Below are 22,342 nucleotides of genomic sequence, written 5' to 3'. Positions count from 1 at the left end.
CTTCACTTCCGCCTGGTACTCACCTTCACTCGCCTTTGTTTTTGCCGAGATCGACGCCGAGCTGCTTGAGCTTGCGATACAAGTGCGTGCGCTCCAACCCGGTCTTCTCCGCCACGCGCGTCATGCTGCCGTTCTCACGCGCGAGGTGATATTCGAAGTACGCGCGCTCGAACGCATCGCGTGCGTCGCGCAGCGGAATGTCGAACGAGATCGAGGCCGTTTGCGCAGCCAGCGCGCCGCTGCCCATGCCATCGGTCGAGAGCATCGGCAAGGCCGCCGCCGAAGCCACGGCCGAAGCACTCACCGGCAACACCGGCTTGGCTGCCGCGCCGCCGGGCGCACCCACCGCAGTTCCGCGCGCGAGCCCCTGCTCGACGGCCTTCAGCAGCTTCTGCAGCGCAATCGGCTTCTCGAGGAAATTGAGTGCGCCGATCTTGGTTGCTTCAACCGCCGTGTCGATGGTTGCATGCCCGGACATCATGATTACCGGCATGGTCAGCTGCCCTTGCGCGGCCCATTCCTTGAGCAAGGTCACGCCGTCGGTGTCGGGCATCCAGATGTCGAGCAGCACCAGGTCAGGCGCCTGGCGCAAACGGAACTCGCGCGCTTCCTGCGCGTTTTCCGCGGCCTCCACGACATGCCCTTCGTCGCTCAGGATCTCCGAGAGCAATTCCCGGATGCCCATTTCATCATCTACCACCAGGATGGTTGCCATTTACGCTGCCTTTGTCTGCACTGTTGCTTTTGTCTTTCCCTGCGACGCACCGCCGTGCGCCGGACGCGGCCCTGTTCCGGGTGCCGCGGCATCGTCTGCCAGTTGAAGGAAGAGAATCGAAATCTGCGCGCCCTCGATGACATCGCCCGCTTTCATACGATTGCGGATGTCGATGCGCGCGCCGTGTTCATCGACGATCTTCTTGACCATCGCAAGACCCAGGCCCGTACCTTTGGCCTTGGTCGTCACGTAAGGCTCGAATGCACGTGTGAGGATACGCGCGGGAAAGCCCGCTCCGTTATCCGACACCGTCAGACGTACCGCGACGTGTACTTTGCCTTCCGCGTCGGGGTCTCCGTATTCTACTGTCCTTGTCTCGAGCAACACATGTGGATGCTCGAGGTCCGCAACCGCATCCTGCGCGTTCTGCAGCAGGTTGTGAATCACCTGACGCAATTGCGTCGCGTCGCCACGGATCGCCGGCAACGCAGCGAGCTCCACTTGAATAGCGCCCTTGCCCTCTTCGATACCGTACAGCGTGAGCACTTCGCTGACCAGATCGTTCAGTTGCAAATGCGCGAGCACCGCTGGCGGCGTACGCGCGTAGTCGCGGAAGTTGTCGACCATCTGCTTCATCGCGGCGACCTGGTTCACGATCGTGGTCGCGCCGCGCTTCAACACGTCGGCATCGGATGGCGACAGCTTGTCGGCGAGCTTCATCTGCAAACGTTCGGCCGAGAGCTGGATCGGCGTGAGCGGATTCTTGATCTCGTGTGCGAGCCGCCGCGCGACTTCACCCCACGCGATTGAACGCTGCGCGGAGATCACGTCCGAGATATCGTCGAACACCACGACGTAGCCGGAGGTCTGCATGTCTTCCGCGTCGCGGTCCGTCGCGGAGACGAGCCGTGCGCCGCGCACGAGCAAGGTGAGCGGCTCGGTTTCGCCCGGCACCTGCACCGAGAACTGCTGCTGCCAGTGGCCGCGATCGTCGTGACCATCGCCGCTCGCGGCTTCGCGATCGGCAAACGCTTTACGGACCATACCGCCGAATTCGCTCAGCACGCCGATCTGATCCAGCGCCGAACCCATCACCGCCTGGAACGGCTGACGGAATATCCGCTCGGCACCGCGATTCGCTGTGGTCAGCCTGAACTGGCGGTCGAACACGAACACGCCGGCGGTCAGGTTCGCGAGAATGCTTTCCAGATACGCCTTCGAATGTTCGAGCGCAATGCGATTGTTCTCGACCGCCGCGCGCGCTTCGGACAACTGCCGCGTCATCGCGTTGAACGACTGCGTGAGAAAGCCCAGTTCGTCGCGCGATTTGATTTCGCGCTTCGGCGTGTAATCGCCTTCGGTGATTTCCTTGGTGCCTTGCGCCAGCAGGAACAACGGCCGCGCGAGCTGGTTGCCGAGCGCAAGCGCCAGCATCATTGCGATGAAGGTGGCGAGGAACAGCGCGAGCGTCAGCGTGCCGATATACATCTTGCGCAGACCCGTGCGGCCGAGCGCCTTCTCCTGGTACTCGCGATAGGCGCGCTGCACCGCGTCGGCATTACGCGCGAGCGTGGGCGACACCGGCTGCGTGAGTTGCAGGAAGCGTTCGGTGGGCTGCAGCAGCGAGGCATTCGCATCGGGGATACGTTGCACCACGCGCAGCCGCAACACGCCCTTGCTGCCATGCGCGTGAGGATCGCCGTCCACTTCGCCTTCGATCGCCGCATAGCCGCGGCCGCGCGCCTGATCGATCATCAACGGCGTGGGCAAATCGTTCGGCACAAGCGTCGCGTAGTTGCCCGATGCCTGCGCGACCACGTGCATTTCGGGCGTCGCACCGGACATGCTGCGCGTGGGTTCGACGATCGTCGCATCCTGCACGCCGAACTGATCGCGCAGACGCAGCAGCGTAAGCGTGGTGCCGGCGGCATCCGCGCTCGCCAACTGTTCCGACATCAACCGGCCCTTGGTCTGCAGATCGGACAGTGACGCGTCGAGCATGCCGCGCCCGAGATTCAAACCGGACGTGAGCGCTGTTTCGACGTTCACATCGAACCACGACTCGATACTGCGCGACACGAACTGATACGACACGACGTAGATGATCCCGCCGGGCACCACGCCGACCAGCGCCATGAAGAACGCAAGTTTGGCCAATAGCCGCGTGCCGAACTTACCCTTCCTCAGCCGCGCGATGATGATGATGACGAGCGTCGCCACCACCAGCAAAAAGATCATCGCGACCACGAGGTTGGCCGCGTAGAGCCACTGGTAATAGCGGTCGAAGAATTCGGTGTTCGCGCTGGCCGCGGCCAGCAGCACGAGCAGCAACACGGCCGTGACGGCGACCGTCGACACCAGCACGCGCACGACGATGCTGCTGACACTGGTAGCGGAGCGCACTTTATTTAGCACGTTCGGTCACCGTGAAGGTAAAGCGCTTCCATTCGGACGCGAGGTTCCAGTCGCGGTTGTTCACCGCGTCGATCTGGAACGGCTTGGGCATCAGCGCGATGTCGAGTTGCATACGCACCGACGCGTTATAAGTCTCGCCGACACGCACTTCACTTCGGTCGATCACGTGCCACGACGTGATGTGCTTGATCACTGCGAGCGCATCCTTGAGCGTAGTGAAGCCGAGCTGCAAACCGCCGGACGACACGCTCGACACGCGATATTCGCGCGTGAGCGGCTGGAACGACAGGCGAATGCTTTGCGACACGCTCACCGGCTGCTCGTCGAACCAGTACCAGCGCGGCCGGCTCAGTTCGAAGTCGGTCGTGAAATAAAGCGGAATGCCTTTATTGACCGCGTCTTCGAGGTTGCTGTTCAGATCGAAGTCGAAACGCGCGTCGAGATTCCAGCCGGTGTTGTCGGATTGCAGCGACGCACGCTGGACCGCGATCGAGTCAGCGTGCGCCACGCCCGGCGCCGCCAGCCATACGGCCAGCGCGATCCAGAGCACGGCAGCGAGCCGAAGCGGGAAGAAGCGTTTGATGGTCACCGTTTCTGAAAGCGCGCGTAGAAAAATCCGTCGTGGTCTGAGTTCGCGCCGGCGCTGTCTTCAGCGGGTTGTCCGGCATGAGAACCGGCCGATGTGTCGGCGGGCGCGCGAGCGACTGAAGGCAACAGTTGCCCCGGCGCGTCCAATCGTACCGCATCCTGATACTTGTTTCCAAACCACTGCGCCTGCAACTCGCCTTCTTCCGGAAAGATCGAACACGTAACGTAGAGCAACTCGCCGCCTGGCTTCACGAGCGGCCACAGGGCGTCGAGAATGCGGCGCTGCTCGGCGACCAGCGCGGGAATGTCCGACGCGCGGCGCAGCCAGCGGATATCCGGATGGCGCCGCACGATGCCCGACGCCGAGCACGGCACGTCGGCCAGAATGCGGTCGAACGGCTGGTCGATGTCGTCGTGCCATTTCGCCGGCGCGCCCGCGTCGCCGATCCGCACTTCCGCTTCGAGCTTGAGGCGCTGCAGATTTTCACCGATACGACGCGCGCGCGACGCATCGCTTTCGAGCGCGACGAGCTGGAGTTTGGCGAGTTCGAGCAGATGGCCCGTCTTGCCGCCGGGCGCCGCGCAGGCGTCGAGCACGCGCATGCCGTCGCGCACGCCGAGCAGTTGTGCGGCGAGTTGCGCGCCGGCGTCCTGCACCGAGACGACGCCGTCGTTGAAACCCGGAATGCGGTCGACCGGCATCGGCGTGACGAGCTTGACGGCGTAGTCGCCGGCCTTGCTCGCGGCAATATGATGGTTTTGCAGCATTTGCAGGTAGCCTTCGACTGTCGAGTGACGCGCGTTCACCCGCAGCGTCAGCGGGCCTTGCGTGTTGCCGGCGGCGAGCACCGACTGCCATGCGTCGGGCCATGCGCGTTTGACCGCGTCGATCCACCATGCCGGGTAGTTCCAGCGCGCCACTTCATCGGCCTGTGCGGCGTTCAATAGCGTTTCGCGCTCGCGCAGAAAATTGCGCAGGACGGCGTTGACGAGGCCCTTCGCAAAGGCGAATTCACGACGTGCGCCGATCGCGTTCACCGCCTGATCGACCACCGTGAACGGCGCGTAGGCAGCGTTTGCTTCGTCGTCGACGAGCAGGGCCAGCGAGCAGGCGAGCACATGGCCGACGTGCGGCGGAGGCGCCTTTTTCACCAGCTTCGCGATCAGCCACTCGGCCGTCGCGAGACGCCGCATGGTGCGGTACGCGATGTCCTGCACCGCGCCACGCGCGGCGGCGGCGCTGCCCTCGGGCGCGGACACGAAGACGGATTGCAGCGCGGCCGGCAAGGCTGCGCCGAGACGCACGGCGCCGACCGCCTGGCCCGCGCAGTCGAGCGCGAAACCGAGCGATTCGGGCGCGAGATGCAGCATCGACAAACGTGATTCGCGCGGACGAGCCGATGAGGAAGCAGTACGCGAAGAAGGCTTTGTGGTCATGAAGAAGGCTAAAGCGGGCCGCGCGGGAGCGCGCGACACAATCAGCACACATTGTAGCGTGGCGCGGCGCGCGGGCCGGCGGGCGGTCCGTGAGCGAGCCGACTGCGGATCTGCGACGAACGGGAAAGTGTGGGGCTGGAGGGCGGGTTCAGCGATTTGGTGCGAACTTGGGATGGCGCGACGCACCGGCCCGCGGGCAGTCCATAAGCGTAGCGATTGCAAATCCACGGCGGGCGGGAAGACCGGCATTTGAAGCGCAGGGTCAAAGATCCGGTGCGGACCTTCAGACGCCGGTGAAGAGAATGATGTTCACGTGATCTGCAGCGCCATCACTAGCTCACGCTCCATCGCGCCGGAATAAAAAAGGCGAGTCAGCCGACTCGCCCTTCCTCACACCGCGCAAAGTGCCGCGCGGCGTTATTCGAAGCGCCCCGTACGCGCCATTTCCATCAAGCGCGCGATGCGCTCTTCGGTGGCCGGGTGCGTGGAGAACAGATTCGCGATGCCGCCGCCCGACAGCGGATTCATGATCATCATTTGCGCGGTGGCCGGATGCTGCTCGGCCGTGGGGAACGGAATCCCGCTCGCGTAACGATGGATCTTGTCGAGCGCCGAAGCGAGCGCCTGCGGGTCGCCGGAAATCTGCGCGCCGGCACGATCCGCTTCGAATTCACGTGCCCGCGAAATCGCCATCTGGATCAACGCACCGGCGATCGGCGCCAGGAGCGCTACGGCGATGCCCGCGATCGGGTTCGTGGAACGGCCGTTTTCGTCGCGGCTGCCGAAGAACATCGCGAAGTTCGCCAGCGCGGAAATGGCGCCGGCCATGGTGGCCGAAACGGTCGAGATCAGAATGTCGCGATGCTTCACGTGCGCGAGTTCGTGCGCCATGACCCCGCGCATTTCGCGCTCGGACAGCACGCGCAGAATGCCGGTGGTCGCAGCGACCGCCGCATGCTCCGGATTGCGGCCGGTGGCGAACGCGTTCGGCGCGTCTTCATTGATCAGGTAGACGCGCGGCATGGGCAGTCCGGCGCGCGTGGAGAGCTCGCGCACCATGCGATAGAACTGCGGCGCACTGGTTTCGTCGACTTCCTGCGCGTTGTACATGCGCAGGACCATCTTGTCCGAGAACCAGTACGAAAAGAAATTCATCCCAAGGGCGATCACGAGCGCGATCGTCATGCCGCGCGACCCGCCGATCATCCCGCCGATCACGATGAAAAGGGCCGTGATCGCGGCCATCAACATCGCGGTTTTGACCCAATTGAACATGTCTGCAACTCCTTGCCCTAACGCGGGGTTCAAATCTGCACCGCGTGATCGCGGCGCTCGATTGTAAGCGAAATGTTAGATATGGGCGCGCAGGGAAAATTCAATCATCTTGATGCGGTGGCGAGCTTGAGGCCCAAGCCGACGAAAGCGCTGCCGACACCCCGACCCAGCCACTTCTTCACCGACGGCTGGCCCGAAAAGCGCCGCGTCACACTGCCCGCGATCCACGCGACAAAACTGTTCCAGAGCATGCTCATCACGACGAACACCGCTCCGAGCGTGAGGAAGGCAAGCGCTTTGTGGTCGCTGCCGGTCGTCACGAACTGCGGGAAGAACGACACGAAAAACAGTACCACCTTGGGGTTCAGCACGTTGGTCCAGAAGCCTTGCAGGAAAAGCTGGCGTAGCGATTTGGGCGAGCCGGCCGCGCGCGCTTCGCCCGCAGCCTGGTCGGCGGCTGGCTTCGCGAAGAGCAGGCGCACGCCGAGATACATCAGATAAATAGCGCCGACGAACTTGATGACCGTGAATGCGGTGGCCGATGCGGCCAGTAGCGCGGTCAAGCCGAACGCGCAGGCGAGCGAGTGAACGCAGCAGCCGGCGGAAATGCCAAGCGCCGACATGAGACCCGCGCCACGGCCTTGAGCGACACTGCGCCCGACGATATAAGCCGTATCGGGACCGGGCGTCACGTTCAGGAGAAAGACCGCGACGACGAAAAACTCGAAATGGGTGATGCCAAACATGGAAATCCTCGAAATCCGGGCTATTGCATGGAGGATTCTAACGCGCGGCAGACCTGTCCAGCGGGGTCTTGAACATCGTCCGAATGGACGATGTTCAGGTCATGCGCGACAGTATTACTTTGCTTCGGGAAGTTGAAAGCGCTGCCCCACAGCCAGCGTCGAGCCGGCCAGGAATTCGCGCACCGGCAGGCGTTTGCCGCCGGGTTTCTGCAATTGCGTGAGACGCAGCGCGCCTTCGCCGCAGGCTACGATCACGCCGTCGGGAGAGATGTCGGTGATCGTGCCGGGTGCGCTCCTGGCTTGCACATCGGTGGGAACCGCAGCCCAGAGCTTGATCGACGTGCCGTCTTCAAGCGTGCCGACACCGCCAGGGAACGGGTCGAACGCGCGCACCTGGCGCGCGAGCACCGCCGCCGGGCGGCGCCAATCGAGCGCGGCTTCGTGCTTGCCGATCTTTTCCGCGTAGGTCACGCCGTCCGCGGGCTGCGGGGTCGCCGCCAGTTTGCCTGTGCGCTCGAGTTCGATCAGCGCCTCGACGATCAGCTTCGCGCCGTCTTGCGCGAGACGGTCGTGCAACGTGGCCGTCGTGTCGTCGACGGAAATCGCGGTGCGCGCTTCGGAGATCATCGCGCCGGTGTCGAGGCCGACATCCATCTGCATCAGCGTAATGCCGGTTTCGGCGTCACCCGCTTCGATCGCGCGATGAATCGGCGCTGCGCCGCGCCAGCGCGGCAACAACGATGCGTGAATGTTGATGCAGCCAAGCGGCGCAATATCGAGCACTTCCTGCGGCAGGATCAGGCCGTAAGCGGCCACCACCATCACGTCGTGCGGCGTGGCGCGCAATTGATCGATCGCGGCGGCGGCTTCGGCTGGATATTTGCCGGCGCGGCGCAGCGAAGGCGGCTGGGCGACGGTCAAGCCATGCTCCTGCGCATAGCGCTTGACCGGACTCGCCTGCAATTTCATTCCGCGTCCGGCGGGCCGATCCGGCTGGGTCAGCACGAGCGGCACCGGGAAACCGGCGCTGTGAATCGCGGCCAGCGCGGCCGCGGCGAACTCCGGCGTACCAGCAAAGATAACGCGCAACGAATGACTCATGAACGGGAGTGGTAGGCGAGGTGAACGCGAATTACATTGCGTGGGCGAGCTTCTTCATCTTGCTCTTGATGCGCGTCTGCTTCAGCGACGACAGGTACTCGACGAACACGCGGCCCATCAGGTGATCCATTTCGTGCTGGATGCACACCGCGAGCAGGCCTTCACAGTCCATCTCGAAGGTTTCGCCCTTCTCGTTGAGCGCCCGCACGCGCACTTTCTCGGCGCGCTCGACATTGTCGTAAATGCCCGGCACCGAGAGACAGCCCTCTTCCGACAGCTTCCTTTCGTCGCTCGACCAGATGATTTCGGGGTTGATGAAGGCGAGCAGTTCGTTGTGGTCGTCCGACACGTCGATCACGATCACGCGCTCGTGCACGTCCACCTGGGTCGCGGCCAGCCCGACGCCGGGCGCGCCGTACATGGTTTCGGCCATGTCCTTGACGAGGCGGCGGATGCGGTCGTTGACCTCCGCGACCGGCTTCGCGATCTTGTGCAGCCGTTTGTCCGGGTAGTTGAGGATATTCAGTAAAGCCATGATCTCGAGTGTGATTTTCGGGCGCCGCTGACCGTGGGAAGGCCCGCGTTGGCCTTTCGGCCAGGTTGTGAGCCCGTCGCGTTACGCAGAGGATAGATGGTGTCGAACCGGTTCGATTCAACGCGCCTCGTGCGCCAAACGACGAGCCCGCGCGGGTGGGCGCGGCGCCGCAGTTATTTCGGATGATGAAAATTTTAGCATGGCGCCCGCCTGCCCGCTGGCCCTGCAGGAGGATCGACACGTAATGCACACCTTGCCCGCAACCGAAATTGAACTCGCCGCATGGCTGCGGCTTGCACTCGCGCCGGGGCTAAAACCGGCTGCGCTGCGCCTACTGCTGGGCGCGTTTGGATTGCCGAAAGCGATTTTCGATCAAACGCCCGAGGCGCTCGCCGAGATTGCTGGTGAAGCCGCGGCACGCGCGGCGCTGGCGCCGACGGGCCCCGGATTCGAGGCCCAGCTGGACGCGGTGATCGCGTGGCGCGAGCAACCCGGTAATCAGGTCGTGACGCTCGACGACCCCGCTTACCCGCCGGCGCTGCTGACCATGCCCGATCCGCCACCGCTGCTATATATAAAGGGCCGGTTGAAACTGTTGCATACGCGAGCAGTCGCCCTCGTGGGAAGCCGCAGCGCTACACCGCAAGGCGTCGAAGACGCGGAGCGGTTCGCGCGCGAACTGTCGGTGGCCGGTGTCACCGTCGTCTCGGGGCTCGCGCTCGGCATCGACGGCGCCGCGCATCGGGGCGGGTTAGAGGGCGTCGGCGGCACCGTCGCCGTGATCGGTACCGGCGCGGACCTCGTGTATCCGGCGGCGCATCACGCGCTGGCGCGCCAGATCGCGGTACAGGGCGCGATTCTCTCCGAATGGCCGCTCGGCACGCCCGCGCGCGCCGCCAATTTCCCGCAGCGTAACCGTCTGATCGCCGGGCTCGTCAGCGGCGTGGTGATCGTCGAAGCGGCGATGCGCTCCGGTTCGCTGATCACGGCGCGGCTCGCCAATGAGATGGGACGCGATATCTTCGCGCTGCCCGGCTCGATTCACGCACCGCTCTCGCGCGGGTGTCATCGAATCATCAAGCAGGGCGCGAAGCTGGTGGAAACGCCGGATGAAGTGCTGGAGGAGCTGGGCTTTGCGCGGCGGGCAGCGCCGCGGGTGGCGTCGGGGTCGGCGCATGCCGTTCTTTGGGGCGGTGTCGATTCACCGAATACATCAGCGGTCAGCGGGACGGTAGCAGGCGAGCCCAAGTCGGCTGGAGCACAGACGGCAGAACCATCTCCGACCGAAGCAGCAGCGGCAGGTTCTGCGACGCCGGTCGCCGCGCCGCCTTGCCCACCGGTCGCCCCGGAAGCACAGCGCCTCCTCGCCGCGCTCGGTCATTCGCCCACCACGCTTGAAATTCTCGCCACCCGCACCGAGATGGAGGACGCGGCACTGCAAACCACCTTGCTGCAACTCGAACTCGCCGGCCAGGTGAGCGTGCTGCCCGGCGGCCGCTTCATGCGGACGAGCCACGGCTGACCTCGCATTGATCAGAGTTGACCACCATTCGGGATCGGCCATGCTACATTCGCGCCAAAGCACCTGACAAAAGTACGCAAGGAACCACCATGCCCGCGCTAAACCTCGACACCGACCAAGACCGGATCGCCGAGCGCGTCAACGAATCCGAGACGCTGTTCGTTGCCTGCCTGTGCGCGGAATGGTGCGGAACCTGCCGGGAGTATCGAGACGCTTTCGACAAGCTGGCCGACCGGCACCCGGAAATCTGTTTCGCATGGATCGATATAGAGACCCATGCGGACCGTTTCGAGGATCTGGATGTGGAGAATTTTCCGACCATCCTGATCGAAGACTCGGTAACGACACGATTCTTCGGCACCGTTTTGCCGCAGGCGGCGATTGTGGAACGGATGTTGTCTGATTTGACGGCCGTGCCCGGCGTCAGCGGCGCGCCGAAACTGCGGCCCGCGCTGGCTGTCGCCTGATTCAGGCTCGCCGGTTTGCGAGCCCAGCGGCCCGGGCGTTGCGAGCGGTGCACAAGGTGTTTGTCGCAGCTTGCCTGATGCCTGAGCACGCAATTATGATTTCGCGCTTTTATCGCACTTGACACGCCGGTCTCGCGCCGTGTGCTATAAAGCGGTCGTTAATGGGTCGCAAAGGTCGCAAACGAGGGTCGCGCTAACAGAAGCGCACTCACGGCCATCAACCCTGATCTACCAACCTCACATCGAGTCATGTCCAAAGCACTGATCATCGCCGAAAAGCCTTCCGTCGCGAACGACATCGCGCGCGCTTTGGGCGGCTTTACCAAGCATGACGAATACTACGAGAGCGACGACTACGTCCTTTCCTCGGCAGTCGGCCATCTGCTGGAAATTGCCGCGCCCGAAGACTATGAAGTCAAACGCGGCAAGTGGAGTTTCGCCAATCTGCCCGTCATTCCGCCGCACTTCGATCTCAACCCGATCGCCAAAAGCGAGTCGCGCCTGAAGGTGCTGACCAAGCTGCTCAAGCGCAAAGATGTCGACCGCCTGATCAACGCATGTGACGCGGGGCGCGAGGGCGAACTGATCTTCCGACTGATCGCGCAGCACGCGAAAGCCAAGCAGCCGGTGCAGCGCCTGTGGCTGCAATCCATGACGGCGGGCGCAATCCGCGACGGCTTCGCCCGTCTGCGCAGCGACGAAGAGATGCAGCCGCTCGCGGATGCGGCGCGCTGCCGCTCGGAAGCGGACTGGCTGGTCGGCATCAACGGCACGCGCGCAATGACCGCGTTCAACAGCAAGGGCGGCGGCTTTTTCCTGACTACGGTCGGGCGGGTGCAAACGCCGACGCTGTCGATCGTGGTCGAGCGCGAAGAGAAGATTCGCCGCTTCGTGCCGCGCGATTATTGGGAAGTGAAAGCGGAGTTCGTCTGCTCGGCCGGCTTCTACGAAGGCCGCTGGTTCGATCCGAAATTCAAGCGCGACGAGTTCGATCCGGAAAAACGCGATTCGCGTCTGTGGGCGCTGCCCGCGGCTGAGACGATCGTCGCCGCCTGCCGTGGCCAGATCGGCACGGTGACCGAGGAATCGAAGCCGTCCACGCAGCTCTCGCCGGCCCTGTTCGACCTGACCAGCTTGCAGCGCGAGGCCAACGGCCGCTTCGGCTTCTCGGCGAAGAACACTTTGGGCCTCGCCCAGGCGCTGTACGAAAAGCACAAGGTGCTGACCTATCCCCGTACCGACGCGCGCGCGCTGCCGGAAGACTATATGGATACGGTCAAAGAGACGCTCGGCATGCTCAAGGAGAGCAACAACTATCTGCCGTTCGCCAAGCAGGTGCTCGACAAGGGCTGGGTGAAGCCGAACAAGCGCATCTTCGATAACTCGAAGATCAGCGACCACTTTGCAATCATCCCGACGCTGCAAGCACCGAAGAATCTGTCCGAACCGGAACAAAAGCTCTACGACCTCGTCGTGAAGCGCTTCCTCGCGGTGTTTTTCCCGGCTGCCGAATTCAAGGTGACGACACGCATCACGGAAGTGGTCGGGCATCACTTCAAGACCGAAGGCAAGGTGCTGGTCGAGCCGGGCTGGTTGCAGGTTTATGGCCGCGAGATCAGCGGCGAAGACGCCAACCTCGTGCCGGTGCAAAAAGACGAGAAGGTCAAGACGGACAAGATCGCCGCCCAGCAACTGGTGACGAAACCGCCCGCACGCTACAACGAAGCCACCTTGCTGTCGGCCATGGAAGGCGCGGGCAAGCTCGTCGAAGACGACGAACTGCGCGAAGCGATGGCGGCCAAGGGGCTCGGCACGCCGGCCACGCGTGCGGCGATCATCGAAGGGTTGCTGGGTGAAAAATATCTGATTCGCGAAGGCCGCGATCTGATTCCGACCGCCAAGGCTTTCCAGCTCATGACGCTCTTGCGCGGCCTCGGTGTGAAGGAACTGACGGCGCCGGAATTGACCGGCGAGTGGGAATATAAGCTGTCGCAAATGGAACGTGGCAACCTGCCACGTGACGCGTTCATGCAGGAAATCGCCCGCATGACGCAGACCATCGTCAAGCGCGCGAAAGAGTACGATTCCGACACGATCCCGGGTGATTACGCGACGTTGCAGACGCCATGTCCGAATTGCGGCGGTCAGGTGAAGGAAAACTACCGGCGCTTCGCCTGCTCGAAATGCGAGTTCTCGATCTCGAAAATTCCGGGTGGACGTCAGTTCGAAATCCCGGAAGTCGAAGAGCTGCTGCAGAACAAGACGATCGGGCCGCTGTCGGGCTTCCGCAGCAAGATGGGCCGACCGTTCTCGGCGATCTTGAAACTCTCGCTCGACGACGAAATTAAGAACTACAAACTCGAATTCGACTTCGGCCAGGATGCGGGCGGCGAAGACGGCGAACCGCCTGACTTCTCCGATCAGCAACCGGTGGGCGCGTGCCCGAAGTGCAAGGGCCGCGTGTTCGAGCACGGCATGAGCTACGTCTGCGAGAACTCGGTCGCCAATCCGAAGACTTGCGATTTCCGCTCTGGCAAGGTGATCCTGCAGCAGGAAATCGCCCGCGAACAGATGGCCAAGCTGCTCGAAGAAGGCCGCACGGATCTGCTGACGAACTTCAAGTCGTCGCGTACCGGCCGTAACTTCAAGGCCTTCCTCGTCAAGCAGAACGACGGCAAGATCGGCTTCGAGTTCGAGAAGAAGGAGCCGTCGGCAAAGACTGCCGCGAAGACCGCGGCGGCCAAGGCGGCGGCCAACGCAGCGTCGGAATCGGAATCCGAGGACGGTGAAACGCCGGTGGCGGTAAAGGCCGCGCCAGCAGCCAAAAAGGCCGCAGCGAAAAAAGCACCGGCGGCCAAGAAAGCCCCCGCCAAGAAGGCGGTGGCGCGTAAAACCGGCTCGTAATTCGAACCGGCTGCCGGAAGAAGATTCTCTTCCGGCTTGCTTCATCTGGACTTGCCATGAAAAAAGGCGCGATCACATAACGTGACCGCGCCTTTTTGTTTGTCCGCCGGCAAGCGCCTAGCGGCGGCTTTCCCGGCTTGATCGATCCAATACTTACAGCGGCGACAAAGCCGTGGGCCGTGTACGAGGCGTCGTCTTGGCCAGCGTCTTCGGCAGCGGCGATAACTCGCTGTCCAGCAGGCGTGAGAGCGGCTCAGCGCCGTCAAATGCTTCCGGCGGCATGGATTCCGCGGAATCGAGCGCCGTCGTCGTGGCGGCCCGGCCGAGGCCGTCCTCCTTGATCCACTGTTCACCCAGCAGGCTGTTCGGCGTCTGGCTGAAATGCTCGACCAGATGGTCGATGAACGTGCGCACTTTCGCCGGCAAGTGACGGCGGCTCGGATACGCGATGTTGATCTCGACCTGCGGCAACCGGTAATCGCCGAGCAGGCGTACGAGCCTGCCGCGCGTCATGTCACGGCCGATCAGATAGCTCGGCAGAATCGCAATGCCCATGCCGAGCAGCGCAAACTGACGCAGCATTTCCGTGTTGTTCGCAACGATCACGTTCGACGGACGCACGCGCACTTCGCCTTCCGGCCCGGTGAACACACGCTCGTCGCCCCAATATTCGGAGGGCAGGCTCAGGCACGGATGCTCGAGCAGATGCTCCGGACGCGTGGGCATGCCGTGCTTTTCCAGATACGCCGGCGTGGCGCACACCGTCATGCAACCCGTGGTGAGACGCCGTGTGACAATGCTCGCGCTGCGCATTTGCCGCGCGATCACCACGCCCACGTCGAAGCCTTCTTCGACGAGATCGACCTGGCGGTCGACCAGCGTGACGTCGGGGATGACTTTCGGATAGCGCTCCGCGTACGTCTGGAGCACGGGTGCCAGATTGTGCAGCCCGAACACGACCGGTGCGACGATTCGCAACGTACCGACGGGCTCGTGATTGCGCGCGACCACCATCTGCTCGACGTCTTCCAGTTCGTCGAGAATCTGGCGCGCGCGCTCGAGATAAACCTGGCCTGATTCGGTCAGAGACAGGCTGCGGGTGGTGCGATTGAGCAGTCGCGTACCTAGACGGCCTTCGAGGTCGGCAACGTGACGGGTGGCAACTGCGTTGGAAATATCCATCGCGCTCGCAGCGCGGGCAAAACTGCCGAGATCCGCCACTCTGACGAAAACTCGCATCGACTGCAAATGATCCATAAGACAACTCCTGCCGTGTTACTGCTTCCTGACAATTAGTGAAAACCAGTGAAGCGAACTTGGAATTCTCCTACGACTCGCGAAATCGTGCAGAAGTTGCCCGCGAAAGCGGAAATATTGTCGATATTTGTGCGACTGTGTTCACCAATGTGGGGCGTGACCATCGATTGTTCCTTGAAGGGAAACAATCTGCTGCAGTGCAGCTTGAACTGTCATTCTTGTTCGAACAGACGCAACGGCCGCTCCGGCATTGCGAAATCAGAAAAAATCGCAGTGCGACGGTGGACCGCAAAGAAAAACCGCCCGAAGGCGGTTTTCGTGCGAAGTGAATACTCACCTGATCACGCGGCAAGTTTCCCTTCGAGCGCGCGTTTGGCCTCCCTTAGCGCCGGCGGCAGGCCTTGCTGCAATGTGTCAAACAGCTCGGCGTGGAGCGCGAGTTCTGCGCGCCAGGCTGCGTCGTCGACGGAAATGACCTGCTCGAACTGCTCGCGGCTGAAATTCAGCCCGCTCCAGTCGATGTCCTCGTAGTGCGGCGACACGCCGAAAGCATGTTCCTCACCTTGAGCCGAGCCTTCGATCCGGCCGACCATCCAGCTCAACACCCGCATGTTCTCGCCGAAGCCCGGCCAGACGAATTTGCCGTCCGCACCCTTGCGGAACCAGTTGACGCAGAAGATTTTCGGCAGCTTCGCGTTCAGTTCCTCCAGACGCTCGCCGGTCTTCAGCCAGTGACCGAAATAGTCGCTCATGTTGTAGCCGCAGAACGGCAGCATCGCGAACGGATCGCGGCGCACCACGCCCTGCTGGCCGGCCGCGGCGGCAGTCGTTTCGGAACCCATGGTCGCCGCCATGTAGACGCCTTCCACCCAGTTGCGCGCCTCGGTGACGAGCGGCACGGTGGTGGAGCGGCGCCCGCCGAAGATGAACGCGTCGATCGCGACGCCCGCCGGATTTTCCCAGTCGGGGTCGATGGACGGGCATTGCGAGGCCGGCGCCGTAAAGCGCGCGTTCGGGTGCGCCGCCTTGCGGCCGCTTTCCTTCGCGCCGGCCGGCGTCCAGTCCTTGCCTTGCCAGTCGATCAGATGCGCGGGCGCTTCGTCGGTCATGCCTTCCCACCAGACGTCGCCGTCGTCGGTGAGCGCGACGTTCGTGAAGATCACGTTTTCCTTCAACGTGGCCATCGCGTTGAAGTTGGTCTTTTCGCTCGTGCCCGGCGCCACGCCGAAGTAGCCGGCTTCCGGGTTGATCGCGTACAGGCGCCCGTCCTTGCCCGGTTTGATCCACGCGATATCGTCGCCGATCGTGGAGATTTTCCAGCCGTTCAGGCCTTCCGGCGGGATCAGCATTGCGAAGTTGGTCTTGCCGCACGCCGACGGAAACGCCGCCGCGACATGATGCTTGCGCCCTTCCGGCGAGGTCACGCCGAGAATCAGCATGTGCTCGGCGAGCCAGCCTTCGTCGCGGCCCATGGTCGACGCGATGCGCAGCGCGAAGCACTTTTTGCCCAGCAGCGCATTGCCGCCGTACCCCGAGCCGTAGCTCCAGATTTCCCGCGATTCAGGGAAGTGGACGATGTATTTGGTTTCGTTGCACGGCCACGGCACGTCTTTCGCGCCGGCCGCGAGCGGCGCGCCGACCGAATGGACGCACGGCACGAACTCGCCGTCTTCGCCGAGCACGTCGTAAACCTTGCGGCCCATGCGCGTCATGATGCGCATGTTGGTGACCACGTACGGGCTGTCGCTCAATTCGACGCCGATATGCGCGATCGGTGAACCGAGCGGGCCCATCGAAAACGGCACCACGTACATGGTGCGGCCGCGCATCGCGCCTTCGAACAGGCCGTCGAGCGTCGAGCGCATTTCGGCCGGAGCGATCCAGTTATTGGTGGGACCCGCGTCTTCGCGGCGCTGCGAGCAGATGAAGGTGCGGTCTTCGACGCGCGCCACATCGGACGGATCGGACCATGCGAGATAAGAATTGGGACGTTTGGCGGGATTGAGTTTCTTGAGCGTGCCGGCTTCGACCATCTGCGCGCAAAGCCGGTCGTATTCCTCCTGCGAACCGTCGCACCAGACGATCCTGTCCGGCTTGGTCTTCGCGGCAACGCGCTGGACCCAGTCGAGCAGCTTTCGGTGTTTGACCCACGCGGGCGCCTCGATAGTGGGCTGTCCTTCGAATGAGGGGTGGTTCATCGACTTGTCTCCGTTTTGAAAAAGCAATAGAAAAACGGTACAAGCCCAGAGACGCTGCATGCGAGAGGCATTCAATTCTTCACGCCAGGTTCCTGCTACCCGACGCACAATTGTGCAGGTCGTTCCGGGCTACACAGCCTGTTGAGCGGAGACGCCAGCCGACGGGCTTCTGCAACCGTCTGTAAAGCGGCTTGCCTCAACACGCAACAAACTGTTAAAAACGATGTCAATCCGCCTTGCCGTGGCGCTGCCATTCTGTGCGGTAGCTACTACGGTAAGGCATTCAGCCAGACCGGCATGTGACCTAGGTCACATGGTGGGACAGTCAGCATAACACTCCGTTCCGCACCGCCAAGGTGCGTCGCAAGACACATACCATGAAGATTGCCATCCTCGACGATTACCAGGACGCCGTTCGCAAGCTCGACTGCTTTCAATTGCTGGCCGACCATGAGGTCAAGGTTTTCAACAACACCGTCCGCGGTCTCGGCCAGTTGGCAAGCCGTCTTTCCGAAGTCGACGCCCTCGTCCTGATTCGCGAACGCACCCGCATCAGCTCACAACTCCTCGATAAATTGCCGCGTTTGCGCATGATCAGCCAGACCGGCAAGGTCTCGAGCCACATCGATCTGAACGCGTGTACCGAGCGTGGCATTGCGGTGCTGGAAGGCACCGGCTCACCGTTCGCGCCTGCCGAGTTGACGTGGGCTCTCATCATGGCGGCCCAACGGCGGATTCCGCAATACGTAGCAAACCTTAAGCAAGGAGCCTGGCAGCAGTCCGGCCTGAAGACATCGGCGCTGCCGCCGAACTTCGGCTTGGGTCAGGTATTGCGTGGCCAGACGCTGGGGATCTGGGGTTACGGCAAGATCGGCCGGCTGGTGGCCGGTTATGGCAAGGCGTTCGGCATGAACGTGCTGATCTGGGGCCGCGAGCATTCGCGCGAAGCCGCTCGCGCTGATGGTTTCGGCGTGGCGGAGAGCCGCGAGGCACTGTTCGAGCAAAGCGACGTGCTGTCGCTGCACTTGCGCATGCACGACGACACGCGCGGCATCGTCAAACAGGAAGACCTGATGCGGATGAAGCCGACCGCGCTGCTCGTGAACACGAGCCGGGCCGAACTGCTCGACGAAAACGCGCTGGTGAATGCGCTGTCGCACAACCGTCCGGGCATGGTCGCGATCGACGTCTACGAAAGCGAGCCGATTCTGCAGGGCTACAGCCTGTTGCGCATGGAAAACGTGATCTGCACGCCGCACATCGGCTATGTGGAACGCGAAAGCTACGAGCAATATTTCACCGCGGCATTCAAGAATATTCTGGCCTTCGACGCTGGCGAAACGGCCAGCGTGGCAAATCCGGAAGCTTTGCAGGGCGGCCGCCGGCGTTAAAAACGCCAGGGCTTCGCGGCGCGAGGAGCGCCGAGCGGATTCATGCGGCGCGGTTGTCGCCGTTTGGATCAGCGCCGCCGCCACTCAACTCATCGCGCTGCTTCGTGCGCACCGGCTTCCAGCAGATCGGGCATGCGTTCCAGGAAAGTCTCACCATCGGCGCGGCCGAGGTTGTACGCGTGCACCATCTGCGAAGGGCTCGTGTAATCCCAACTCGAAATCGGCACTTTGCGCGACGGCTGCACATAGAGCCGTTGCTGTACGCCGTGCGGCACGACGAACATCTGCGGCCGCGGATAGAGGCGCGTGACCATCACCAGCACGTTGCCCGGCGCCTCGGCATCGAGCGCGCCGACCGGCACGTTATCGACCATTCCGCCATCCAGCACCGGCCGGCCGTTGCGCCGCAGAACCGGCGTGAAAGGCGGCGTACTCGATGATTGCAGGATCAGATCCGCCAGATCCTCGACGCTCGCGCAATCCTGCGCGCGCACGAATTCCGGGTGAAAGCCGAGCGTCTGACCGAGCGTCGGATGCAGCGTCTTGCGCACGTATTTTTCGATGTTGTACGCGATCAAGCCAGCGGCAACCGCGCTACGCGCGCCGAGCCAGCGCGGCAGATGCGATACGCCGATGCGGATTTCCGGCGCGTCGGCGAGCGTCGAAAACTTCTCGCCGTAGATGTCGAGCAGCGCCTGACGGTAGATGCGGTAATGCGGAAACACCGACTCGCCGCGCAGCAAATTGCCCCAGTAGGCGTTGCGGGTGTTGTGGCGCAGCGCGTCTTCGTAATAGCGCATGACCCAGTCGGAATCGCGCGTGTAGAGCATGCACGCGGTGGCGGCGCCGGCCGAAATGCCGGTGATGACGCGCGGCCGGATCCGCAATTCCGGCTGGATCACGTCCCAGAAACCCGCCTGCCACCAGCAGCGATTGCCACCGCCGGCGAATACGACCTGATCGAACATCCTGGTTTTCCCTCTAATGCGGCTCTTTGGCCGGTTTTAGTCGAGCAGTGCGTAGGTGGTGGTGGCGTGGACGGCCATGTTGCCGGATTCGTCGAATAATTCGACTTCGCCGAACACCAGATTGCGGCCCATGCGCAACACGCGGGCGGTGATCAGCACGTCGCCCTTGCGCACCGCGCGCATGAAATTGATGTTGAGCGAGACGGTGGTCATCGGTTTGAAACCGCCGAGCGCGGCTGAAATGGCGACGATCATGGCCGTGTCCGCCGCGGCCATGAACACCTGGCCGCAGATCACGCCGCCCGCATGACGCAGTCCGCCCGAGAACGGCAGGCGCAGCGTAGCGCCTTCCTCATCGACCTTGACCGGCGTCAGCGTGAGCGCACGGACCCATGGCGCGAGGATGCGGTCAAGCAGCTCGATAATCTCTTTGTCATCCATGGCAATCCCCGGTCGAAAGCCGCGCGAGGCTTCGTGCGGCAAGGTGTCCGCGACATGATACCGGCACGATGCAGGCAGCGCCTTTTTCACGACAACGCGTCCGTCGAGGAATGCCTCGGGGCCGCGGATGCAAATATTTTTAAGAAATCTGCTAAAGGGACTTGGCAAGCCAAAAAAGTTACTGCATAATTCCGCTTCTGTTGGGGGCGTTAGCTCAGTTGGTAGAGCAGCGGACTCTTAATCCGTAGGTCGAGTGTTCGAGTCACTCACGCCCCACCAAAGATTCAAAGCAAAAAGCCCGGTCCTTGTGACCGGGCTTTTTGCGTTCTGGGCGCCAAGCAGGCACTGTTTAGGCCGCCCCTTACGCAGCCGGCTTCCGATATCGTGTCGGCTGGCATCGCCATCAACTCGATCGGCGCAGCGCTTTGGCTTCTCAAGCAACGATAAAAACATGAACACAACCGACCGTCCTGCCCGCTCCCGCTCACTCTGGCGGCGGGCTTTGTCATGGAATCTCAACGACCCTCGCCTGACAGCCGCCGCGCGCGTGTGGGTGCCGATCCTATTCGGCCTGTGGTCGCTTTTTCTCGGCCAGGACCGCAATTGGGACGGCTTCAACTACCACCAGTACAACGGCTTCGCGTTCCTGAACGACAAGCTGCATACCGACTTCGCGGCGGCCGGTATGCAGACCTACTTCAATCCGATGCTCGATGTCTTCTACTACGCGTTGAATCGGGCTTTTCCCGCGCCGCTGGCGGGCTTCATCATGGGCGCGCTGCACGGCCTCAATTTCGTGCTGCTGTTGTCGATCATCCGACGAACGCTGCCGGAGCTCGCACCCGAAGATGCGAACCGCACGCCTTTGCTGCTTGCCGCAGCGGGCATTCTGACGGCGAATTTTCTCTCCGGTTTGGGCAATTCCATGGGCGACGACACGACCACGCTATTCGTGCTCGCCTCACTGCTGCTCATCCTGCATCTGTGGGACAGGTTGACGGCGTGGTCGGCGGCCACCGCCGCAGCTCTGGTCGGCGGCGGGCTCATCGTCGGGCTGGGCATGGGCCTCAAGCTGACCAATGCGCCGTTTGCTCTCGCCCTGTGCGCAGGGCTGCTGCTGTTGCCGGCAGGTCCGTTCGCACGCGTGCGCGCCGCGTTCCTGTTCGGAGTTGGCGCGCTCGCCGGCTTGCTTGCTGCGAGCGGTTACTGGATGGCCGTAATGTGGCACACGTTCGGCAACCCGTTCTTTCCGCAGTTCAGCTCGATCTTCCCCAATCCGCTCACTCCGCCAGGCGGCGTCGCAGATCAATCGTGGCTGCCGAAAAGCGCGCTCGAATACGTTCTTTGGCCGTTCATATTTGCGCTCGATTCGAAGCGCGTCGGACAAGCGCGCCTGCATCAGATCATCTGGCCGATCGTGTACGTGCTGTTCTGGATGCTTGCCGCTACCCGGTTCGCGGAACTGGTGCGCAGACGGGTCCCATCGCGCCGATTGAATCTGCGAGCGGTCTATGTCATCACCTTCGTGGCGTTGGGCTACTTCCTGTGGATGATCGTTTTCAGCATCTACCGCTACGTCGTTCCGATCGAAACGCTGACTCCGCTCGTCGCGTATCTGCTGCTCAATCGGCTTTTGCCGTATCTGACCGCGCGGCGGGTGGCCGCATGGTTGCTTAGTGTCACGACGTTGGCTGTCGTGGCCGGCGGTGTCGAGACATGGGGGCACGAGCACTGGGCAAGGGCGGGCTACCGTGCCGACGTGCCCGCGCTCGACAGTCCGCAGAACACGACGGCGGTTATCGTCGGCGGGAATCCGCCTTGGGGTTGGATCGTGCAGTTCTTTCCCGCGTCGGTCGCGTTCACGCAGATCGACGGCAGCTTTCCGTTCTCTCCTCAGTTCGATCAGCACATAGCGGACATCGTGCGTTCTCGCGGTGGTCCTACATACGCGATCATCGAAGGCCGCTACAACTGGCGCGTCGACAACGTAGCGAAGATGGATCAGATCGCAGACGCTCTCGGCCTAACGGAAGGCGTGAAGGGCTGCAACGCGATGCAAGCTGCGCTTGATCGCCTGCACCTTCACGCGAGCCTGCGATGGACGCCCAACGCTACCGACAAGCGCGTGTGCCGGCTCGACATCCGGCAGGATGATGTGCGCGATGTGGCCGGCGAGAATGCCCAATTGATCGAACAGGCGCGACCCGCGTTAGAGCGGCATGGTTTCGTCATCGACGCCGGCTCCTGCACCACTTACAGAGCCTATGTCGGCCAAGGCGTCTTCCCTTATCAGTGGTGCCGCATCACCCATCGCTAAGGCGACGAGGCCCGGAATCGCAACGATACGGGCCCGCCATAGCAATTTCCTTCAATACACCACGC

General features: G+C 62.7%; 18 protein-coding genes and 1 tRNA gene. 7 read left to right on the top strand and 12 right to left on the bottom strand.

Translation table 11 applies throughout. The annotated features are described in order from the left end of the window. Nucleotides 1-25 precede the first annotated feature (25 nt). From esaR to def, 8 genes are all read right to left on the bottom strand, one after another. Complete coding sequence (esaR, locus tag P0D73_RS25160; RefSeq protein WP_132376416.1) at nt 26-715, bottom strand: response regulator transcription factor EsaR; 690 nt, start codon at nt 713-715, stop codon at nt 26-28. Continuing rightward, nucleotides 716-3,130: a sensor histidine kinase gene (locus tag P0D73_RS25155; RefSeq protein ID WP_408176245.1), complete on the bottom strand. Its 2,415-nt coding sequence runs from the start codon at nt 3,128-3,130 to the stop codon at nt 716-718. Then, nucleotides 3,120-3,719: a DUF4390 domain-containing protein gene (locus P0D73_RS25150; protein WP_408176246.1), complete on the bottom strand. Its 600-nt coding sequence runs from the start codon at nt 3,717-3,719 to the stop codon at nt 3,120-3,122. The genes P0D73_RS25155 and P0D73_RS25150 overlap by 11 nt, the downstream gene beginning before the upstream one ends. Then, nucleotides 3,716-5,155 (bottom strand): 16S rRNA (cytosine(967)-C(5))-methyltransferase RsmB, encoded by a 1,440-nt coding sequence (gene rsmB, locus P0D73_RS25145; protein ID WP_408176247.1) that lies wholly within the window; start codon nt 5,153-5,155, stop codon nt 3,716-3,718. The genes P0D73_RS25150 and rsmB overlap by 4 nt, the downstream gene beginning before the upstream one ends. 417 nt (nt 5,156-5,572) lie before the next feature. Then, nucleotides 5,573-6,430, bottom strand: a complete 858-nt coding sequence (gene htpX / locus P0D73_RS25140; protein WP_132376420.1) for a zinc metalloprotease HtpX — start codon at nt 6,428-6,430, stop codon at nt 5,573-5,575. A gap of 104 nt (nt 6,431-6,534) precedes the next feature. Next, nucleotides 6,535-7,176, bottom strand: coding sequence for a LysE family translocator (locus P0D73_RS25135; RefSeq protein WP_408433206.1), 642 nt, complete (start codon nt 7,174-7,176; stop codon nt 6,535-6,537). Between the two features lie 114 nt (nt 7,177-7,290). After that, nucleotides 7,291-8,277 carry a methionyl-tRNA formyltransferase gene (gene fmt / locus P0D73_RS25130; RefSeq protein ID WP_408433204.1) on the bottom strand — a complete coding sequence of 329 codons (987 nt, stop codon included), beginning with the start codon at nt 8,275-8,277 and terminating at the stop codon, nt 7,291-7,293. 31 nt (nt 8,278-8,308) lie between these two features. Next, a complete protein-coding gene (gene def, locus P0D73_RS25125) occupies nt 8,309-8,812 on the bottom strand; it encodes a peptide deformylase (protein ID WP_132376423.1) in 504 nt (167 codons plus the stop codon). A gap of 244 nt (nt 8,813-9,056) precedes the next feature. Between def and dprA the strand changes: the two genes are divergently transcribed. From dprA to P0D73_RS25110, 3 genes are all read left to right on the top strand, one after another. Then, nucleotides 9,057-10,334, top strand: a complete 1,278-nt coding sequence (dprA, locus tag P0D73_RS25120) for a DNA-processing protein DprA (protein WP_408312654.1) — start codon at nt 9,057-9,059, stop codon at nt 10,332-10,334. A gap of 89 nt (nt 10,335-10,423) precedes the next feature. Further along, nucleotides 10,424-10,801, top strand: a complete 378-nt coding sequence (locus tag P0D73_RS25115) for a thioredoxin family protein (protein WP_132377009.1) — start codon at nt 10,424-10,426, stop codon at nt 10,799-10,801. Between the two features lie 249 nt (nt 10,802-11,050). Further along, nucleotides 11,051-13,705, top strand: a complete 2,655-nt coding sequence (locus tag P0D73_RS25110; protein WP_408176253.1) for a DNA topoisomerase III — start codon at nt 11,051-11,053, stop codon at nt 13,703-13,705. 153 nt (nt 13,706-13,858) lie between these two features. On the opposite strand, the gene gvmR is transcribed toward P0D73_RS25110, so the two are convergent. Beyond that, nucleotides 13,859-14,962 (bottom strand): transcriptional regulator GvmR, encoded by a 1,104-nt coding sequence (gene gvmR, locus P0D73_RS25105; RefSeq protein WP_408176254.1) that lies wholly within the window; start codon nt 14,960-14,962, stop codon nt 13,859-13,861. Between the two features lie 38 nt (nt 14,963-15,000). Here gvmR and P0D73_RS25100 point away from each other — a divergent pair, with 38 nt between their 5' ends. Continuing rightward, nucleotides 15,001-15,291, top strand: a complete 291-nt coding sequence (locus P0D73_RS25100) for a hypothetical protein (protein ID WP_408176255.1) — start codon at nt 15,001-15,003, stop codon at nt 15,289-15,291. Nucleotides 15,292-15,303: 12 nt separating this feature from the next. Here the strand turns inward: P0D73_RS25100 and P0D73_RS25095 are convergent, their stop codons facing one another. After that, the gene (locus tag P0D73_RS25095) at nt 15,304-17,160 is read right to left on the bottom strand and encodes a phosphoenolpyruvate carboxykinase (GTP) (RefSeq protein WP_408176257.1); all 1,857 of its coding nucleotides are present in this window, start codon (nt 17,158-17,160) and stop codon (nt 15,304-15,306) included. Nucleotides 17,161-17,537: 377 nt separating this feature from the next. Between P0D73_RS25095 and P0D73_RS25090 the strand changes: the two genes are divergently transcribed. Beyond that, nucleotides 17,538-18,551: a D-2-hydroxyacid dehydrogenase family protein gene (locus tag P0D73_RS25090; protein WP_132376428.1), complete on the top strand. Its 1,014-nt coding sequence runs from the start codon at nt 17,538-17,540 to the stop codon at nt 18,549-18,551. Nucleotides 18,552-18,640: 89 nt separating this feature from the next. On the opposite strand, the gene P0D73_RS25085 is transcribed toward P0D73_RS25090, so the two are convergent. Both P0D73_RS25085 and P0D73_RS25080 read right to left on the bottom strand, forming a co-directional pair. Further along, complete coding sequence (locus P0D73_RS25085; protein ID WP_408176259.1) at nt 18,641-19,519, bottom strand: patatin-like phospholipase family protein; 879 nt, start codon at nt 19,517-19,519, stop codon at nt 18,641-18,643. A 36-nt stretch (nt 19,520-19,555) separates the two neighbouring features. Next, a complete protein-coding gene (locus P0D73_RS25080; protein WP_310813407.1) occupies nt 19,556-19,960 on the bottom strand; it encodes a PaaI family thioesterase in 405 nt (134 codons plus the stop codon). 203 nt (nt 19,961-20,163) lie between these two features. Here P0D73_RS25080 and P0D73_RS25075 point away from each other — a divergent pair. Both P0D73_RS25075 and P0D73_RS25070 read left to right on the top strand, forming a co-directional pair. After that, nucleotides 20,164-20,239 (top strand) — tRNA-Lys (locus P0D73_RS25075). 172 nt (nt 20,240-20,411) lie between these two features. Then, nucleotides 20,412-22,277, top strand: a complete 1,866-nt coding sequence (locus tag P0D73_RS25070) for a hypothetical protein (RefSeq protein ID WP_408433201.1) — start codon at nt 20,412-20,414, stop codon at nt 22,275-22,277. The last annotated feature ends 65 nt before the right edge of the window (nt 22,278-22,342 follow it).

It is taken from the genome of Paraburkholderia sp. RL18-101-BIB-B, assembly GCF_046026985.1.
Classification (GTDB): Bacteria; Pseudomonadota; Gammaproteobacteria; order Burkholderiales; family Burkholderiaceae; genus Paraburkholderia.
This window is presented reverse-complemented; position numbering and strand designations above follow the sequence as displayed.

What these genes read in the sequence shown, in the direction of transcription:
- P0D73_RS25115 (WP_132377009.1), top strand. Translation starts at nt 10,424, where the DNA reads ATGCCCGCGCTAAACCTCGACACCGACCAAGACCGGATCGCCGAGCGC.
- P0D73_RS25090 (WP_132376428.1), top strand. Translation starts at nt 17,538, where the DNA reads ATGAAGATTGCCATCCTCGACGATTACCAGGACGCCGTTCGCAAGCTC.
- htpX (WP_132376420.1), bottom strand. Translation starts at nt 6,430, where the DNA reads ATGTTCAATTGGGTCAAAACCGCGATGTTGATGGCCGCGATCACGGCC.
- P0D73_RS25095 (WP_408176257.1), bottom strand. Translation starts at nt 17,160, where the DNA reads ATGAACCACCCCTCATTCGAAGGACAGCCCACTATCGAGGCGCCCGCG.
- P0D73_RS25070 (WP_408433201.1), top strand. Translation starts at nt 20,412, where the DNA reads ATGAACACAACCGACCGTCCTGCCCGCTCCCGCTCACTCTGGCGGCGG.
- P0D73_RS25080 (WP_310813407.1), bottom strand. Translation starts at nt 19,960, where the DNA reads ATGGATGACAAAGAGATTATCGAGCTGCTTGACCGCATCCTCGCGCCA.
- P0D73_RS25085 (WP_408176259.1), bottom strand. Translation starts at nt 19,519, where the DNA reads ATGTTCGATCAGGTCGTATTCGCCGGCGGTGGCAATCGCTGCTGGTGG.
- P0D73_RS25110 (WP_408176253.1), top strand. Translation starts at nt 11,051, where the DNA reads ATGTCCAAAGCACTGATCATCGCCGAAAAGCCTTCCGTCGCGAACGAC.
- fmt (WP_408433204.1), bottom strand. Translation starts at nt 8,277, where the DNA reads ATGAGTCATTCGTTGCGCGTTATCTTTGCTGGTACGCCGGAGTTCGCC.
- def (WP_132376423.1), bottom strand. Translation starts at nt 8,812, where the DNA reads ATGGCTTTACTGAATATCCTCAACTACCCGGACAAACGGCTGCACAAG.
- rsmB (WP_408176247.1), bottom strand. Translation starts at nt 5,155, where the DNA reads ATGACCACAAAGCCTTCTTCGCGTACTGCTTCCTCATCGGCTCGTCCG.
- esaR (WP_132376416.1), bottom strand. Translation starts at nt 715, where the DNA reads ATGGCAACCATCCTGGTGGTAGATGATGAAATGGGCATCCGGGAATTG.
- gvmR (WP_408176254.1), bottom strand. Translation starts at nt 14,962, where the DNA reads ATGGATCATTTGCAGTCGATGCGAGTTTTCGTCAGAGTGGCGGATCTC.
- dprA (WP_408312654.1), top strand. Translation starts at nt 9,057, where the DNA reads ATGCACACCTTGCCCGCAACCGAAATTGAACTCGCCGCATGGCTGCGG.
- P0D73_RS25135 (WP_408433206.1), bottom strand. Translation starts at nt 7,176, where the DNA reads ATGTTTGGCATCACCCATTTCGAGTTTTTCGTCGTCGCGGTCTTTCTC.